This is a genomic window from Flavobacterium sp. PLA-DH12 (assembly GCF_059511845.1).
Window position 1 is genome coordinate 622,587 of record NZ_JCAMPD010000002.1, and the last position, 17,111, is coordinate 639,697.

Genomic DNA, 17,111 nt, shown 5'->3' on the forward strand with positions numbered 1-17,111 from the left:
GCACATCGCATGTCGAGTACGGAAAGCCGTATTTTTCTTGCTTTTTTAAATTTTAAAGCGTTAAACAAAAAGAATAAAAAGGGACTGTAATTTTTTTTTATTACATAAATTACATTTTACTTTTTTGTAGGAAATGGACTATTTTTGTGTTTTGATTAACAGATTATTCTTAGAAGATTTAATTAGAATATCGATTTGGTATTCAAAATTTAATCTACAGCAATAAAAAAGCCCTTTTGATTTTACTCAAAAGGGCTCTTATGTTATTTAAAAAAACGTGTTAGTCTCTACTAGAAATTTTTGTTAAAAGTCTTAGAAATTCGATATACAACCAAACTAATGTAATCATTAATCCCATTGCTCCATACCATTCCATAAATTTTGGCATTTTTTCTCTCGCTCCTTTTTCAATTAAATCAAAATCTAAGAAAAGGTTAAGCGCAGCAATAATAATAACAAAAACGCTGATACCAATACTCATCATAGAATTTCCGTAATGAACAGGTGTCCAGCTTGAAAACATTGACACAACCCAAGAAATTAAATAATAAGTCGCAATTGCCAATGTTGCAGCCACTACAACAGATTTGAACTGTTCAGTAACTCTAACAATTTTAAATTTATATAAACCAAGGCAGACTAAGAAAGTAACAAGAGTTGCTCCAACTGCGTTAATTACGATTCCTGGAAATTTTAATTCAAATATTGCAGAAATACCTCCTATAAATAATCCTTCAAATAAAGCATATCCTGGTGCTAGATAAGGAGATAATTGTGGTTTGAATGAAGAAACTAATACTAAAATGAAACCAACAATTGCTCCCCCAATTGTAGGCAGCATAGGGTTTATTCCGTTAAAAGTCATCCACCATGTCACCATAGCAGCACCGCATAAAATAAGAAATAAGATTGCTGTTTTGTTGATTGTTCCAGACACCGTCATTTCTTGATTGTAATCAATAATCTGGGCGTGGTGTACTTCTGTTCTTGGCTCAGCATTTGATGAAAAACGCTTACTGTTTAAAAATGGATTTTTTGAATTAAAGTTCATATTTTAATACATTTAATTGAACTCAAATATATGGAGATTTTTTGAAGTGCAATTGTTGGATGGAATTTTTTAACATGAATTTCTGTTCTTAATTTAGAGCATAAAAAAAATCCATCAAATATGTTTTTTGATGGATTTTGTATTTTAGGTAAAGGATTATATTATTTCAATAAATCTAAAACTAATGATGGGAATAAACCTAATGCAATGTTTAGAACAATTGATATTACAGCCGTTGCATAAATAAGGAATGGTCTGCCTGTTCTTTCCTCGTTTGGTTCTTTTGAATACATAGCGATGATTAATTTGAAATAATATCCAACACTAATAATAGAGTTAATCACAGCAACAATTACTAAACCAATATATCCTGCTTGAATAGTTTGATTGAATAAGAATAACTTAGCGAAGAATCCAGAGAAAATAGGAATTCCGGCCATTGATAATAATGAAGCGGTAAGGATTGCTGCCAATAACGGATTTGTTTTTCCTAAACCATGGAAATTTGTAATGTCTTCGTTATCGCGATCTCTGCAAACGTATAAAATAACACTGAAAGCTGCGATTCCAGCTAATGCATAAGCAGTAGTGTAATATAATAAAACTCCAGCTGAAGCAGAAACCGTTAATAATGTCATTAACATAAAACCAGCATGAGAGATTCCAGAGAAAGCAAGCATACGTTTTACGTTTACTTGTCTTAGCGCCATAATATTACCAACAGACATTGAGGCAATTGAAATTATAACAACGATCACTTCAAAAGTATGCAATAGGTCTTGATTATCTAGTGAAGAAATGAAATTCATACCAGCAATCAGTTTAAATAAAGTTGCAATTGCTACAACTTTTGCCAATGTGCTCATTAAAGCAGTTGTTAAAGCTGGAGAACCTTCGTATACATCTGGAGCCCAGAAATGAAAAGGTACTGCCGCTACTTTAAATAACATTCCAATAACCATTAAAATCATTCCGATTGGAAACCAGATTGGCAATTCTGCAGATAAAGCACTTTCGTGAATTTCACTAATGTCAAAACTTCCCATTGCACCGTAAATCAAACAGATTCCGAATAGGATAATTCCTGAAGCAAATGATCCCATTAAGAAGTATTTCATACCAGCTTCGTTACTTTTGATATTCAAACGATCACTAGCAGCAAGTACATATAAAGCAATAGATAAAATTTCAATTCCTAAAAAGAACATCGCTAAGTTTCCAAAAGAAACCATTGCAACAGCTCCAGCCAGTAAAAATATTTTAATAGCAACGAAGTCTGAAATTTTTGCTTGATGATTTTGATAGAAATTATGACTTAATGCTACAAGGAAAATCGTCAAAATGATAAACAATGATGAAAAAGCTGTAGAAAATTTGCTTACTGCTATCATATTGTTGTAATAACTTTGTTCTGTTCCAAATTCGCAATAATTAAGTGCCAATACACCTAATAAACCTAAAATGGTAATAGGAATAATGGCCTTTCTTAAATTAAGAATTTCAAACAATAGGCAGAAAATACCCAATCCTGTTATAGCTATTAATGTATTCATTTTTATCTTTTTGATTTAGGATTTCAATTTTTAAATGCAATCCTAATTTATTTTTTGTTTAAAATATTAGTTCTTATTGATAACTTGTAAAATGTTTTCCAAGCTTGGTGTAATCAAATCTGTAATTGGTTTTGGATAGAAACCAAAGAATAATAAAACAGCGATAATTACGGCAAATGAAATTCCTTCGTTAAGTGTAACATCAGCAAAAGTTTTTGCATTTGTTTCTCCTAGCATTACATGCTGGAACATTCTTAACATATAGTAAGCTCCTAAAATGATTGTTGTTCCACCAAGGATCGCGAACCAGATATTGATTTGAGACAAACTGTATAATACTGTAAACTCTCCAACAAAGTTAAATGTACTTGGTAAAGCAACAGAAGCCAATACTAAGATTAAAAACATTGAAGTGAATTTTGGAGACTGTGTACGGATACCGCCCATTTCTGAAATTTCTCTAGTTTCGAATCTTCTGAAAATTACTTCAGCAGCAAAGAATAATCCCACTACAACAAAACCGTGAGCAATCATTTGCATAACAGCACCTCTAAAACCATCTAGAGTCAAAGTGTAAGATCCTGCAGCGATTAATCCAACGTGGGCAAGAGAAGAATAAGCTAATAATTTCTTTAAATCTTTTTGTCTCAATGCAACGATTGAACCGTAGATTACACCTGCAATTCCTAAACCAATAAAGATATACATGTATTCTTTAGCCGCAACTGGCGCAAGTGGCAATTGCCAACGAAGTACGCTGTACAATCCCATTTTTAACATGATACCAGATAAAAGCATTGTTCCAACAGTTGGTGCTTTTTGGTACACATTTGCCTGCCAAGTATGGAAAGGAATAATTGGAATTTTGATAGCATAAGCTAAGAAGAAAGCCAAGAAAATCCAGAATTGCTCGCAAGCAGATAAGTTTACTTTGTATAAATCTTCGATTAAGAAAGAACCTGCTTTTTGGTATAAATAAATAAACGCAGTTAACATAAATAACGAACCTGCCAGTGTATAAATAAAGAATTTAACCACTGCTTTTCTGCGCTCTTCAGCATCGCCATTACCCCAGATCAAAGCAATAAAGTAGATTGGAATAAGTGCTAACTCCCAGAAAATATAATATAAAAGACCATCAGCAGCTAAGAAAGTTCCAGTCATAGCAAAAGCCATAAACAAGATTAGAGCATAGAAGCCTTTTGCATTTTTATATTCATTTCCGAAAGAAGAAAATATGATTATCGGAGTTAAAGCTGCGGTCAATAAAACCATTGCAAGTCCAAGTCCATCACCGTTTAAAGCGAATGAAATTTTTGGTTGATTAATCCAGCTGTTGATTACGCTGATATTTTCACCTGCATTATAATTATTCAATAATACAATTGAACATCCTAAAGCGGCTAAACTGAAAAGTAAAGCAACTTTTGAAGCTAGTTTGTCACCAGAAAAATAAGTGGCAAATGCACCAATTAAAAGTATAATTAATATAGTAGAAACGTTCATAGTAATAATATTATTGAGCTAAAAATATATAGGAAACAATTGCACAAAGTCCTAAAACAAATACAAATAGATATAATCCTATACTTCCGGTTTGTAATTTTTTTCCTTGGAAAGCAATCTCGTTTGCTATTCTACCTAATCCGAAAACAAGAGCAGACAATCCTGTCTCGATATAATCTCTAAAGAATTTAGATAAACTATTAACTGGTACTACAAATACAGCGTCGTAAATTTCGTCTACATAGTATTTGTTGTATAACACTTTGCTGAATCCAGTAATATTTTCGTCAGATTCTGGAACATTATCTTGTTTAAAGTATTTTACGTAAGCAATTAAAATTCCTAATAATCCACCTAGAACGGCAACACCCATTAAAGTATATTCAGTTGTGCCTAAATGATGTTCTTCTCCAGCCACTTTTGTGAAAAGAGGAGCAAGATATCCATTTAACCAACTGTTTCCAGGTAAACTAATTAGTCCGCCAAAAGTTGCCAAAATAGCTAAGATGATAAGCGGAATAGTAATTAATGAACCACTTTCGTGTAAATGGTGTTTTTGCTCTTCAGTTCCTCTAAATTCTTTGAAGAAAGTTAAGAACATCAAACGGAACATATAGAAAGCTGTCATGATTGAAGCAACTGATCCAACAATATATAATGGAATACTGTGGTGGAAAGCAGTCAATAAGATTTCGTCTTTAGAAAAGAATCCTGAGAAAAATGGAACTCCAGAAATTGCTAATGAAGAAATTAACATTGTCCAGAATGTAATTGGCATTGCTTTACGCAAACCTCCCATTTTACGCATATCTTGTTCTCCGTGTAATCCGTGAATTACAGATCCAGATCCTAAGAATAAACAAGCTTTAAAGAAAGCGTGAGTGATTACGTGGAAAACTGCTACTTCATAAGCTCCAAATCCTAATGCCAAGAACATTAAACCTAATTGAGAAACTGTAGAGTAAGCTAATACTTTTTTGATATCGTTTTGAACTAATCCAATTGTAGCCGCAACTAATGAAGTGATTGCTCCAATAATTGCAATTACAGATTGAACATCTGTTGCAAGGTCAAAAACAAAGTTTAATCTTGTTACCATAAAAATACCAGCAGTAACCATCGTAGCCGCGTGGATTAAAGCAGAAACTGGAGTTGGTCCAGCCATCGCATCAGGTAACCAAGTGTATAATGGAATTTGAGCAGATTTACCACAAGCTCCAATAAACAAGCATAAAGCAGCTAAAGAAAGTAAAGGTAAATTTAAATTTGTAGCTCCAGCAATTGCAGTTTTTAAAGTTGCATAATCTAATGTTGAAAACATTGATCCAATGATGAACATTCCGATTAATAGACCTAAATCTCCAATTCTGTTCATGATGAAAGCTTTTTTTGCAGCATCATTGTAATCTTGGTTTTTATGCCAGAATCCAATTAATAGGTAAGAACAAAGTCCAACACCTTCCCATCCAATGAAAAGAACTAATAAGTTACTTCCAATTACAAGTGTAATCATAAAGAATACGAATAGATTTAAATAAGCAAAAAACTTATGCATATTCTCATCATCATGCATGTAACTGATAGAGTATAAGTGAATCAAAGAACCAATTCCCGTTACAAAAAGTAACCAAAGAACAGATAATTGATCTAATAAAAATCCAAGATTGATTTTTAAGTTGCTAATTTGAATCCAATCAAATAAAGTAACTTCGATTCCTTTTCCGGTTGAAGTTATTTGATTAAAAAGTAAAAGAGAAACAACAAAAGAAATTGCTACGGCAATAGTTCCGATTGCACCAGAAACTGTTTTGCCTAAGCTTTTTCCAAAAAAGACATTTACTAGAAAACCTAGTAAAGGAGTTAAAACTATAATTAAAGCTAAATTGGTATCCATTTCTGATTATCCTTTTAAATTTTTTAAATTATCGATACTGATTGATCCGATATTTCTAAAGATAGAAACTAAAATGGCCAATCCTACCGCAACTTCGGCTGCAGCAACCGCCATCGAGAAGAACACAAAAACTTGTCCTTGTGCATCTTGATGATAAGTTGAAAAAGCAACAAATAAAAGGTTTACCGCATTCAACATAATTTCGATAGACATGAAAACGATAATAGCATTTCGTCTGTACAATACACCAAAAATTCCAATACAGAAAAGTACAACACTCAAAAAGATGTAGTTTTCAATACCTATTTGATTTAATATATTACCCATTATTTATTTAATTTTTCTTTTTTAGACAATAGAACTGTTCCAATCATAGCAACCAAAAGTAAGATTGAAGCAAATTCGAACGGAACCATATATTCGTTCAATAATATTTTACCTAAAACTTTAATTGATTGGAAATCTTCTCCAGTAGAATCGTATTCACCCACAATTGGTTTTGAGTTGATAAAGATTGTGATTAAAACAATCAGTATTAAACAGAAAGAAACAATAGCACCTAAACGCGTAATTCTAGGACGGTGAACTTCTCGCTGTTCGTTCAGGTTCATCAACATGATGGTAAACAGGAACAGAATCATAATAGCTCCGGAGTAGACTATTACATGTACAACAGCTAAGAACTGAGAATTTAATAGTAAATAATGACCAGCAATAGAAAAGAAACAAATTACCAAATAGATGGCACTATGAATCGGGTTTCTGCTGAAAATAGTCAAGAAAGCAGTAATAACGGTAATGAACGCTAAAAAGCAAAAGATAACTTGAATAGTTGTTGCGTGTGCAAAATCTGGAATATGTATCATTTAGTTAGCGTTTTTAAGTTGAGCATTTTTCATAGCCATTTCTAAAGGCATCACTAATTTATCTTTCCCAAAAATGAAATCTTCTCTATTGTAATTAGCAGGAACCAATACTTTAGATTCTGTTAAATAAATAGCATCTTTTGGACAAGCTTCTTCACATAAACCACAGAAAATACAACGAAGCATATTGATTTCATAAATTTCAGCGTATTTCTCTTCTCTATATAAATGTTTTTCATCAGGCTTACGTTCTGCAGCTTTCATAGTGATAGCTTCAGCAGGGCATGATAAAGCGCATAATCCGCAAGCAGTACAGTTTTCTCTACCTTGTTCGTCGCGTTTCAGCATATGCTGACCACGATAAACTGGGCTCATTTCACGAACTTGCTCAGGATAATGAATCGTAACTTTTTTTCTAAAAAGGTGTTTTACAGTAATAACTAGACCTTTTATAATCGCCACAAGATACAATCGTTCAACAAAAGACATGTCCTTATTTGACACCACCTTTTTTCTACCCGATAATGATATAGTTTCTATTGACATTTTTACTATTATAGTTTATGATTTATAATTTGAATGAATCAAATTCAAAATCTATTTTGTTTTTTATTTGAAGCTTGATGTGACTCTTAGAATCCTAAAGCTACTAAGATTTCGTGTCTTAAAATAACAACACCCGTAATCATGATATTAATGATCGAAAGCGGAATTAAAATTCTCCAGCCTAAATGCATTAATTGGTCATATCTAAATCTTGGAATCGTCCAACGCACCCACATGTAAAAGAATATGAAGAAACATATTTTTACAAATAATACCGCAATTCCTAATAAGTTAGCTGTATTTACACCTACATTTTCTACCATCCATTGCATTCCTGGGTAGTTGTAGCCACCAAAGAACAATACAGAAATAATGGTAGACGATATAAACATACTTGCATATTCAGCAAATAGATAAAATCCCATTTTCATTGATGAATATTCTGTGTGGTAACCTCCAATTAACTCGTTTTCACATTCTGCTAAATCGAAAGGAGTTCTATTTGTTTCTGCAAATGAACAGATTAAGAAAATTAAGAATGATAATGGCTGATAGAAAACATTCCAATTCATTCCAGCTTGCTGTTCAGAAATTACTTTTAAACTCATTGTTCCAGTCATCATCAATAAAGCGATTATTGATAATCCCATTGCAACCTCGTAAGAAACCATTTGAGAAGCAGCACGGATAGCTCCCATCAAAGAGAATTTATTGTTAGAAGCCCATCCACCAATCATGATGCCGTAAACTCCAACAGAAAGAACTCCAAAAATGTATAATATAGCTATGTTAACATCTGTAGCTTGAAGAATGATGTCTCTTCCAAAAAGGTGTAAACGATCTCCCCAAGGAATAACAGCACTTGTCATCAAAGCGGTACTCATTGCAATCGCTGGACCTACGAAGAATAAAAATCTATTAGGAGTGTTAGGTTCGAATTCTTCTTTCGAGAATAATTTCATACCATCTGCAAGAGGCTGTAATAAACCTCCCCATCCTGCACGGTTTGGTCCAACACGGTCTTGCAAGAAAGCAGCAACTTTACGTTCTGCCCAAGTAGAATACATTGCCATGATCATTGTTACCGCAAAAACGACAACAATTACAACACTCTTTTCTATAATAAATGCACTTTCCATTTCTTAAACTTTTTTATCATTATCAGTTAATGGAATTGCTGCCATACTAATTTTTTTACGGTCAATATCTCTACCTAAAAGGATATTTTTCTCAGTATCGATTTCAACTTTCTCTAATTTCTGAGTGTAGTTGTTTTGATTGATAACAGAATCTTTTTCAAATTCTCTTGGTCCTTCAATTACCCAGTCATTTACGTTTTTATGATCAAAACGACAGCTGTTGCAGATGAATTCTTCCACTTCATGGTATTCATCTTTACGACCAGTTACACGCTGGATTTCTCCACCAAACATCCAAACTGTAGTTTTACCACAACATCCCGGAGTTGTACATTCTCTGTGTGCGTTATAAGGTTTATTAAACCAAACTCTTGATTTAAAACGGAAAGTTTTATCTGTTAAAGCTCCAACCGGACAAACGTCAATCATATTTCCAGAGAACTCATTGTCGATTGCTTTAGAAATACCAGTTGAAATATTAGCGTGATCACCACGATCTAATACTCCATGAACTCTATTGTCTGTCAATTGATCTGCAACTTGTACGCATCTCTGACATAAAATACAACGGTTCATGTGAAGTTGAATATTTGGACCAATATCTTCTGGTTCAAATGTTCTTTTCTCTTCAATGTAACGTGATTTTGGATTTCCGTGCTCGAAACTTAAATTCTGTAAATCACATTCACCAGCTTGATCGCAAATAGGACAATCTAAAGGGTGATTGATTAATAAAAATTCTGTTACAGATTTACGGGCTTCAGTTACTCTTGCAGACGATTTACTGTTTACTTCCATACCATCCATACATCCTGTTACACAAGATGCCATTAATTTTGGCATTGGTCGTGGGTCAGCTTCACTTCCTTTAGAAACTTCAACTAAACAACAACGACATTTACCGCCGCTGCCTTTTAATTTTGAGTAATAGCACATGGCTGGCGGTACTAAATCCCCTCCAATCATACGTGCAGCCTGCAGGATTGTTGTTCCTGGTTCTACGTCTATACTTTGACCGTCTATGGTTACTTTCATCTCTTTATGATTTGAATGTTGAAAGTCGAAATATTGAAAAGAATTGCTGTCCTTTTTAACATTATGAACTTTATAACTTTCTGCTTTTTATATTTATACGATTACTTTACCGCCAACTAAATGCTTAACTTGTGAGAAAGGCTCGGCAACAAAGTGATCTCTATTTTTGATTTTTTCTGGGAAACGAACGTGATACTCAAACTCATCTCTAAAGTGACGAATTGCTGCAGCTACTGGCCAAGAAGCAGCGTCACCAAGCGGACAGATTGTGTTTCCTTCAATTTTACTTTGAATGCTCCACAATAATTCGATATCTTCTTCACGGCCTTGACCGTTTTCGATTCTCCATAAGATTTTTTCTAACCATCCTGTTCCTTCACGGCAAGGTGTACATTGTCCGCAAGATTCGTGGTGATAGAAACGAGCAAAGTTCCAAGTGTTTCTAACCACACAAGCAGTGTCGTTGTAAACAATAAATCCTCCAGAACCTAACATCGATCCAGTAGCAAAACCACCATCACTTAAAGATTCGTAAGTCATTAAACGATCTTCGCCATTTGCTGTTTTGAAAATCAAGTCAGCAGGTAAGATTGGCACAGAAGAACCTCCTGGGACAAATGCTTTTAATGGACGATCAGAAGACATTCCTCCTAAATATTCGTCAGAATTCATGAATTCGTCAACACTTAAGCCTAATTCAATTTCGTAAACCCCAGGATTTTTGATGTGTCCTGAAGCAGAAATTAATTTAGTTCCAGTAGAACGTCCAATTCCAATTTTTGCATAATCATCACCAGAATTGTTTACAATCCACGGCACAGTCGCAATTGTTTCAACATTGTTTACCACAGTTGGATTTGCCCAAAGGCCAGAAACCGCTGGGAAAGGTGGTTTAATACGAGGATTTCCTCTTTTACCTTCCAATGACTCGATTAATGCTGTTTCTTCTCCACAGATATAAGCTCCAGCTCCACAGTGTACGTGAAGTTCAAGATCATAGCCTGTACCTAATATATTTTTTCCTAACCATCCGGCAGCTTTTGCTTCGGCAATTGCTCTTTCTAAAATTTTGAAAACCCACATATATTCTCCACGAATGTAGATATATGATAGGTTAGCGCCCAAAGCGTAGCTTGAAGTAATCATTCCTTCAATCAATAAGTGAGGAATATACTCCATCAAGAATCGATCTTTGAATGTTCCAGGCTCAGATTCGTCGGCATTACAAACTAAGTGTCTTGGTCTTCCTGATTTTTTGTCAATAAAGCTCCATTTCATTCCCGCAGGGAAACCTGCACCACCACGACCACGTAATCCTGATTTTTTTACTTCTTCAGTAACTTCGTCTGGAGTAAGTGTTTTTAAAGCTTTTTCTACAGAAGCATAACCACCATTTTGGCGATATACTTCGTAGGTTTTAATTCCAGGAATATTGATTTTATCTAATAATATTTTTTGTGACATCTTATTTATCGTGTAATATTATTTTATCATCTCTACAATCAGCAATGATCTGATCGATTTTTTCTTCTGTCAGTTTTTCTTTGTAGAAATCTCCCAATTGCATCATCGGAGCGTATCCGCAAGCGCCTAAACATTCTACACCAGCAATGGTAAACATTCCATCTGGAGTTGTTTCTCCCATTTTAATGCCTAGTTTTTCAGAAGTATAATCCATCAAATCTTCGGCACCTCTTAAGCAGCAACAAGAAGTTTGGCAGAACTCAAACATGTATTTACCAATTGGCTTTTGGTTGAACATTGTGTAGAAAGTTACCACTTCATAAACCTCGATTGGTTTGATCTGAAGAATCTCAGCAACTTTATCTTGCAGTTCAATACTAAGCCAGTTGTTGTGTGCATCCTGAACTTCGTGCAAAACAGGCAATAAAGCCGATTTTTGTTTGCCCTCAGGATAATGACTGATTAATTCATTGATGCGATTCATCAATGCCTCAGTCATATTTATTTCTTGTTTGTAATGTTTTCTTTCCATTTTATTCTTGTTTTGCCACAAGGGCACAAAGGCACAATTTTTTTAATCTAAATTGTTTAGGCGTCTAATTCTCCTGCAATTACGTTCAAACTTGAAAGAATGATAATTGCATCAGAAAGCATGGCACCTTTAATCATTTCGGGGAATGCTTGATAATAGATAAAGCATGGTCTTCTGAAATGTAATCTATATGGAGTTCTACTTCCGTCAGTCACTAAATAAAAACCGATTTCTCCGTTTCCTCCTTCTACAGGGTGATATATCTCTGCAACTGGTACAGGAACTTCTCCCATTACAATCTTAAAGTGATAGATTAAAGATTCCATAGAAGTGTAAACATCTTCTTTTGGAGGAAGGTAGTAATCTGGAACTTCAGCGTGATATTCGTTTCCTGGAGGCATTTTTTCTAATGCCTGACGAATAATGCTTAAACTTTCCCAAACTTCAGCATTACGAACACAGAAACGATCGTAAGTATCTCCTGATTTTCCAACAGGAACAATAAAATCGAAATCTTCGTAAGATGAGTATGGTTGTGCTACACGTACATCGTAATCAACTCCGGCAGCACGTAAGTTTGGACCTGTAAATCCGTAAGCCATTGCTTTTTCGGCAGTGATACCACCAACGTTTACAGTTCTATCAAGGAAAATTCTATTTCTTTCGAATAAGTTTTGGAATTCCTGCCAAACTGGAGGAAATTCCTCTAGGAATTTATCTAGTTTTTTGAAAACTTCTGGAGACCAGTCTCTTTCAAAACCACCAATTCTTCCCATATTTGTAGTCAAACGAGCTCCACAAATTTCTTCGTAGATTTCGTAGATTTTTTCTCTAAATTGAAAAACGTATAAGAAACCAGTATACGCACCAGTATCAACCCCTAAAATTCCGTTACAGATAATGTGGTCCGTAATACGAGCCAACTCCATCACGATAACTCTTAAATATTGTGCTCTTTTTGGAACTTCAATACCTAATAGTTTTTCTACTGTCATCCACCATCCCATATTATTAATAGGAGAGGAACAATAGTTCATACGGTCTGTAAGAGGTGTAATTTGATAAAAAGGACGATTTTCGGCAATTTTTTCGAATGCTCTATGGATGTAACCAATAGTTGGCTCAGCCTCAAGAATTTTTTCACCATCCATCAATAAGATATTTTGAAAAATACCGTGTGTTGCAGGGTGAGTCGGACCTAAATTCAGTACAGAAAGTTCGCTTCCGTCGTCGTTTAGTCTCTCCTTAATTATTTTAGCATAGCGATGCTCTGGTGGTAATAATAGTTCTGACATTTTATAATGTTGAATTATTTTTTAGCAATTTGTTGTTGTTCTTCCAAAGAACCTGTCATCCTTATCAGTTCTTCCGCTATCTTCCAATGGGAATTCTTTTCTCATTGGGTGAGATTGCATTTCGTCCATATTTAAAATACGTTTCAATTGAGGGTGACCAATAAAGTTAACCCCAAAGAAATCGTAAGTTTCTCTTTCCATCCAATTGGAAGACAAGAAAATATTTGAAACCGATTTAATTTCTGGTTTTTCTCCGTTTAAGAAAACTTTGATTTTTAATCTTTTGTTTTCGTACCAGTTGTGCAAATGATACACAATTGCAAACTGACGTTCTGTTTCGTTATCTGGATAGTGAATGCCGCACAAATCTGTTAAGAAATGAAAACGTAATTCTGGATCGTTTTTAAGGAATAGAATCAACGGTGTGATTTTATCAGCCGAAGCTTCTAAAGAAAAAATATCTCTTTCTTGCTGAAAGTTAAAAACATCGTTGTTAAATGTTTCTACAAGTTTGTCTTGAATCAGGGTATTTTCTAAGGCCATCTTATGAGATATTATATGAAGCTAATAATTCTTGGTATTCTGGAGAACTTCTTCTTCTTACAGATTCATTTTTCACTAAGTCTTGTAGTCTCATAACTCCATCAACAATTTGTTCTGGTCTTGGAGGGCATCCTGGTACATAAACATCAACAGGAATTACTTTGTCAATTCCTTGAAGAACTGAATAGGTATCAAATACTCCTCCTGATGAAGCACAAGCTCCAACAGCAATTACCCAGCGAGGCTCAGCCATTTGTTCGTATACTTGTCTTAAAATTGGAGCCATTTTTTTAGAAATAGTTCCCATTACAAGTAACATGTCTGCTTGACGAGGAGAGAAACTCACACGCTCAGAACCAAATCGAGCTAAATCGTAGTGAGATGCCATTGTTGCCATGAATTCGATACCACAGCATGAAGTCGCGAAAGGAAGCGGCCATAATGAGTTGGCTCTTGCTAAACCAACAACATCGCTAAGTTTTGTAGCGAAGAAACCTTCACCAGTAACTCCTTCTGGCGGCGCAACCATATTTACTTTTGAATCGCTCATTTTATTTTAGATTTCTGATTTTAGATTTTAGATTCTTTGAAATCGTAAAAAGTAAAATCAATTTTTTAAATCAAATTTTTATTTGAGGATTAAATTTTAAATCTTAATTCTAAATCGGTTAATCTAAAATCAGAAATCTAAAATCTAAAATCTCTAAATTATTCCCATTCTAATGCTTTCTTTTTGATGATATAAAAGAAACCAACCAAAAGCAAAGACATGAAAACTAACATTTTTAACATTCCTTCAATTCCTAAATCTTTGAAGTTTACTGCCCATGGATAAAGGAAGATAACCTCTACGTCGAACAATACAAACAAAATGGCAACTAAGAAGTATTTTACAGAAAAAGGAATACGGGCGTTACCAACAGATTCGATACCGCATTCGAAGTTTTGATCTTTAACTTCAGAGGATCTTTTTGGTCCTAATTTCCCAGAAATGATGATTGTTCCTACCACAAAACCAACAGCTAAAATAAACTGCATTAAAATAGGAATGTAACTGTATTGATCAGATTGCATAAACTTAGGTTTTATACTTAAAAAATGAGCCACAAAGATAACTTGGAAGTCTGTAAAACACAAGTTAAAAAAGGATTTAAGTAGGGGGAGAAACCGTGTTTGTGTCTAATTTTTATTCATTATAAATAACATTGCGTTATTTTAATATTTTTTTAAGAAAAGGTCAAAAAAAAACGTCCCGAATACTTCGGGACGTCTTCTTAGACCATTCAGAGGCAAAAAAAATAAATTGCTATATTTTTCTTAGATTACTGCTACTTTAGCAGCAACTTTCCCTTTTCTTCCTTCTTCTTCTTCATAGCTTACACGGTCACCTTCGCGTAATTCTTCCGCGTTAATTCCTGAAGCGTGAACGAAGATGTCTTTTCCTGTTTCTTCGTCTGTAATGAATCCATAACCTTTAGATTCATTGAAAAATTTTACTGTACCTGTACGCATTGTAATTGTAATAATAATTTATAATAAAACAAATGTAATATATAAAATCATACAAAAGACATATACGTGTTAATTTTTTGTAAAAATTATTGATTTACAGTCTTTTTACGTGCTTTATTGCATCAATTTGCTTATGGAATACCTTAATTTGCGAATCATTAATTGTAGGAATATGAAAATGTTTCAATTGTAAGAATATGATAATTCAAAAAAAATACCGCTTAAGATTTTTCTTAACAATTCATTAAAATAGAAAAGCCGCTGAATTTTCAACGGCTTTTCTATTTTTTTATGACTAATTTACTGCAATTATGCTATATCGACTTTAATTCGAAGTTCTTTTAATTGCGCATCATCAATTGCAGCTGGCGCATCGATCATAACATCGCGTCCTGAATTGTTTTTTGGGAAGGCGATAAAATCTCTAATCGTTTCCTGACCTCCCAAGATAGCGACTAATCTGTCAAGGCCAAAAGCTAATCCTCCGTGTGGCGGTGCTCCAAATTGGAAAGCATCCATCAAGAAGCCGAATTGTGCTTTTGCTTCTTCTTCAGTAAATCCTAAATATTTGAACATTAATTGTTGCGTAGCTTTATCGTGAATACGAATTGAGCCACCGCCAATTTCGTTTCCGTTTAAAACCATATCGTATGCATTTGCGCGAACTTTTCCTGGTTCTGTTTCCAGTAAAGCCATGTCTTCTGGTTTTGGAGAAGTAAAGGGGTGGTGCATCGCGTGGTAACGACCGCTTTCTTCGTCAAGTTCCAATAATGGGAAATCAACAACCCAAAGTGGAGCAAATTCTTCAGGATTACGTAATCCTAAACGAGTTGCCAATTCCATACGAAGTGCAGACAATTGCGCACGAGTTTTATTAGCAGGACCAGAAAGTACAAAAATCATATCTCCAGGATTTGCTTCTGTTGCTTTTGCCCAATTTGCCAAATCATCATTATCGTAGAATTTATCAACAGATGATTTGTAAGTTCCATCTTCATTGCATTTTACGTAAACCATTCCAGATGCACCAACTTGCGGACGTTTTACCCAGTCAATTAATCCGTCGATTTCTTTACGAGTGTAATTTCCTGCGCCAGGAACAGCGATTCCGACAACTAATTCAGCAGCATTGAATACAGGGAATTCTTTGTGTTGTGCAAATTCGTTTAATTCTCCAAACTTCATTCCGAAACGAATGTCCGGTTTATCGTTTCCGTATGTTTTCATAGCATAGTCGTAGGTAATTCTTGGGAATTTGTCTACTTCAATACCTTTAATTTCTTTTAATAAATGTCTTGTCAATCCTTCAAAAACATTTAAAATATCTTCTTGTTCGACAAATGCCATTTCGCAGTCAATCTGAGTAAACTCTGGCTGACGGTCTGCACGTAAATCTTCGTCACGGAAACATTTCACGATTTGGAAATATTTATCCATTCCGCCCACCATCAATAATTGTTTGAAAGTTTGTGGAGATTGTGGCAATGCATAAAACTGCCCTTCGTTCATACGGCTTGGTACAACGAAATCTCTTGCTCCTTCTGGAGTTGACTTGATTAAGTAAGGCGTTTCAACTTCGCAGAAATCTAAATCAGATAGATATTTACGAACTTCCATTGCTACTTTATGACGGAATAATAAACTATTTTTTACAGGGTTTCTTCTGATATCCAAATAACGATATTTCATTCTAATGTCTTCTCCACCGTCAGTTTCATCTTCAATTGTGAATGGAGGAGTTAATGCAGAGTTTAAAATCGTTAATTCAGAAACTAAAATTTCGATTTCACCAGTTGGAATGTTTTTGTTTTTGGCTTCACGCTCAATAACAGTTCCTTTAACCTGAATTACAAATTCGCGTCCAAGAGTTTTGGCCAATTCAAAAACGGTTTTATCAGTACGACTTTCGTCGAAAATAAGTTGTGTAATTCCATAACGGTCGCGTAAATCGACCCAATTCATAAATCCTTTATCACGTGATTTTTGAACCCAGCCCGCAAGTGTAACTTCGGTATTAATATTTGAAGCGTTTAATTCGCCACAATTATGACTTCTATACATAATCAAAATTTTAGATTGCAAAAGTAAATACAAAATTCAAGATAATATAGTAAAGTGATAAGTTGATTCAGAATAATTTCAAATAAATTGTTAATTGTGAAAATCCGAAGCTTA

General features: G+C 34.3%; 17 protein-coding genes. All 17 read right to left on the bottom strand.

The genetic code is table 11. The features are described 5' to 3' along the window. Positions 1–280: 280 nt before the first annotated feature. Positions 281–1,051, bottom strand: coding sequence for a Bax inhibitor-1/YccA family protein (locus AC5ZCW_RS05860; RefSeq protein WP_496118457.1), 771 nt, complete (start codon positions 1,049–1,051; stop codon positions 281–283). 161 nt (positions 1,052–1,212) lie between these two features. Further along, complete coding sequence (locus AC5ZCW_RS05865) at positions 1,213–2,604, bottom strand: NADH-quinone oxidoreductase subunit N (protein WP_496118459.1); 1,392 nt, start codon at positions 2,602–2,604, stop codon at positions 1,213–1,215. A 66-nt stretch (positions 2,605–2,670) separates the two neighbouring features. Further along, a complete protein-coding gene (locus AC5ZCW_RS05870) occupies positions 2,671–4,110 on the bottom strand; it encodes a complex I subunit 4 family protein (RefSeq protein WP_496118461.1) in 1,440 nt (479 codons plus the stop codon). A gap of 10 nt (positions 4,111–4,120) precedes the next feature. Next, positions 4,121–6,004 carry an NADH-quinone oxidoreductase subunit L gene (gene nuoL, locus AC5ZCW_RS05875; protein ID WP_496118463.1) on the bottom strand — a complete coding sequence of 628 codons (1,884 nt, stop codon included), beginning with the start codon at positions 6,002–6,004 and terminating at the stop codon, positions 4,121–4,123. A 6-nt stretch (positions 6,005–6,010) separates the two neighbouring features. Continuing rightward, positions 6,011–6,331, bottom strand: a complete 321-nt coding sequence (gene nuoK, locus AC5ZCW_RS05880; RefSeq protein ID WP_008466103.1) for an NADH-quinone oxidoreductase subunit NuoK — start codon at positions 6,329–6,331, stop codon at positions 6,011–6,013. Next, entirely contained in the window at positions 6,331–6,870 is a 540-nt protein-coding gene (locus tag AC5ZCW_RS05885; protein ID WP_177211333.1) for an NADH-quinone oxidoreductase subunit J family protein, read from the bottom strand. Before AC5ZCW_RS05885 ends, nuoK begins: the two co-directional genes overlap by 1 nt. After that, complete coding sequence (locus AC5ZCW_RS05890; RefSeq protein ID WP_177211332.1) at positions 6,871–7,416, bottom strand: NuoI/complex I 23 kDa subunit family protein; 546 nt, start codon at positions 7,414–7,416, stop codon at positions 6,871–6,873. 86 nt (positions 7,417–7,502) lie between these two features. Beyond that, positions 7,503–8,555, bottom strand: coding sequence for an NADH-quinone oxidoreductase subunit NuoH (gene nuoH, locus AC5ZCW_RS05895; RefSeq protein ID WP_496118466.1), 1,053 nt, complete (start codon positions 8,553–8,555; stop codon positions 7,503–7,505). 3 nt (positions 8,556–8,558) lie between these two features. After that, positions 8,559–9,590, bottom strand: coding sequence for an NADH-quinone oxidoreductase subunit G (locus AC5ZCW_RS05900; RefSeq protein ID WP_111378915.1), 1,032 nt, complete (start codon positions 9,588–9,590; stop codon positions 8,559–8,561). Between the two features lie 93 nt (positions 9,591–9,683). Beyond that, a complete protein-coding gene (gene nuoF / locus AC5ZCW_RS05905) occupies positions 9,684–11,054 on the bottom strand; it encodes an NADH-quinone oxidoreductase subunit NuoF (RefSeq protein ID WP_496118468.1) in 1,371 nt (456 codons plus the stop codon). Position 11,055: 1 nt separating this feature from the next. Next, positions 11,056–11,586, bottom strand: a complete 531-nt coding sequence (locus AC5ZCW_RS05910) for a complex I 24 kDa subunit family protein (RefSeq protein WP_057115709.1) — start codon at positions 11,584–11,586, stop codon at positions 11,056–11,058. 56 nt (positions 11,587–11,642) lie between these two features. Beyond that, positions 11,643–12,881 carry an NADH-quinone oxidoreductase subunit D gene (locus AC5ZCW_RS05915; protein WP_343540498.1) on the bottom strand — a complete coding sequence of 413 codons (1,239 nt, stop codon included), beginning with the start codon at positions 12,879–12,881 and terminating at the stop codon, positions 11,643–11,645. Between the two features lie 21 nt (positions 12,882–12,902). Next, positions 12,903–13,424, bottom strand: a complete 522-nt coding sequence (locus AC5ZCW_RS05920) for an NADH-quinone oxidoreductase subunit C (protein WP_177211328.1) — start codon at positions 13,422–13,424, stop codon at positions 12,903–12,905. 1 nt (position 13,425) lies between these two features. Next, positions 13,426–13,974: an NADH-quinone oxidoreductase subunit B gene (locus AC5ZCW_RS05925; RefSeq protein ID WP_496118471.1), complete on the bottom strand. Its 549-nt coding sequence runs from the start codon at positions 13,972–13,974 to the stop codon at positions 13,426–13,428. A gap of 158 nt (positions 13,975–14,132) precedes the next feature. After that, positions 14,133–14,498, bottom strand: a complete 366-nt coding sequence (locus tag AC5ZCW_RS05930; RefSeq protein ID WP_008466117.1) for an NADH-quinone oxidoreductase subunit A — start codon at positions 14,496–14,498, stop codon at positions 14,133–14,135. 243 nt (positions 14,499–14,741) lie between these two features. Further along, positions 14,742–14,936 (bottom strand): cold-shock protein, encoded by a 195-nt coding sequence (locus AC5ZCW_RS05935; protein WP_007137066.1) that lies wholly within the window; start codon positions 14,934–14,936, stop codon positions 14,742–14,744. Between the two features lie 309 nt (positions 14,937–15,245). Continuing rightward, positions 15,246–16,997: an aspartate--tRNA ligase gene (aspS, locus tag AC5ZCW_RS05940; RefSeq protein WP_496118476.1), complete on the bottom strand. Its 1,752-nt coding sequence runs from the start codon at positions 16,995–16,997 to the stop codon at positions 15,246–15,248. Between the last annotated feature and the right edge of the window lie 114 nt (positions 16,998–17,111).

Bases quoted from the DNA above. Each gene is read 5' to 3' on its own strand.
- AC5ZCW_RS05860 (WP_496118457.1), bottom strand. From the start codon at position 1,051: ATGAACTTTAATTCAAAAAATCCATTTTTAAACAGTAAGCGTTTTTCA.
- AC5ZCW_RS05865 (WP_496118459.1), bottom strand. From the start codon at position 2,604: ATGAATACATTAATAGCTATAACAGGATTGGGTATTTTCTGCCTATTG.
- AC5ZCW_RS05870 (WP_496118461.1), bottom strand. From the start codon at position 4,110: ATGAACGTTTCTACTATATTAATTATACTTTTAATTGGTGCATTTGCC.
- nuoL (WP_496118463.1), bottom strand. From the start codon at position 6,004: ATGGATACCAATTTAGCTTTAATTATAGTTTTAACTCCTTTACTAGGT.
- nuoK (WP_008466103.1), bottom strand. From the start codon at position 6,331: ATGGGTAATATATTAAATCAAATAGGTATTGAAAACTACATCTTTTTG.
- AC5ZCW_RS05885 (WP_177211333.1), bottom strand. From the start codon at position 6,870: ATGATACATATTCCAGATTTTGCACACGCAACAACTATTCAAGTTATC.
- AC5ZCW_RS05890 (WP_177211332.1), bottom strand. From the start codon at position 7,416: ATGTCAATAGAAACTATATCATTATCGGGTAGAAAAAAGGTGGTGTCA.
- nuoH (WP_496118466.1), bottom strand. From the start codon at position 8,555: ATGGAAAGTGCATTTATTATAGAAAAGAGTGTTGTAATTGTTGTCGTT.
- AC5ZCW_RS05900 (WP_111378915.1), bottom strand. From the start codon at position 9,590: ATGAAAGTAACCATAGACGGTCAAAGTATAGACGTAGAACCAGGAACA.
- nuoF (WP_496118468.1), bottom strand. From the start codon at position 11,054: ATGTCACAAAAAATATTATTAGATAAAATCAATATTCCTGGAATTAAA.
- AC5ZCW_RS05910 (WP_057115709.1), bottom strand. From the start codon at position 11,586: ATGGAAAGAAAACATTACAAACAAGAAATAAATATGACTGAGGCATTG.
- AC5ZCW_RS05915 (WP_343540498.1), bottom strand. From the start codon at position 12,881: ATGTCAGAACTATTATTACCACCAGAGCATCGCTATGCTAAAATAATT.
- AC5ZCW_RS05920 (WP_177211328.1), bottom strand. From the start codon at position 13,424: ATGGCCTTAGAAAATACCCTGATTCAAGACAAACTTGTAGAAACATTT.
- AC5ZCW_RS05925 (WP_496118471.1), bottom strand. From the start codon at position 13,974: ATGAGCGATTCAAAAGTAAATATGGTTGCGCCGCCAGAAGGAGTTACT.
- AC5ZCW_RS05930 (WP_008466117.1), bottom strand. From the start codon at position 14,498: ATGCAATCTGATCAATACAGTTACATTCCTATTTTAATGCAGTTTATT.
- AC5ZCW_RS05935 (WP_007137066.1), bottom strand. From the start codon at position 14,936: ATGCGTACAGGTACAGTAAAATTTTTCAATGAATCTAAAGGTTATGGA.
- aspS (WP_496118476.1), bottom strand. From the start codon at position 16,997: ATGTATAGAAGTCATAATTGTGGCGAATTAAACGCTTCAAATATTAAT.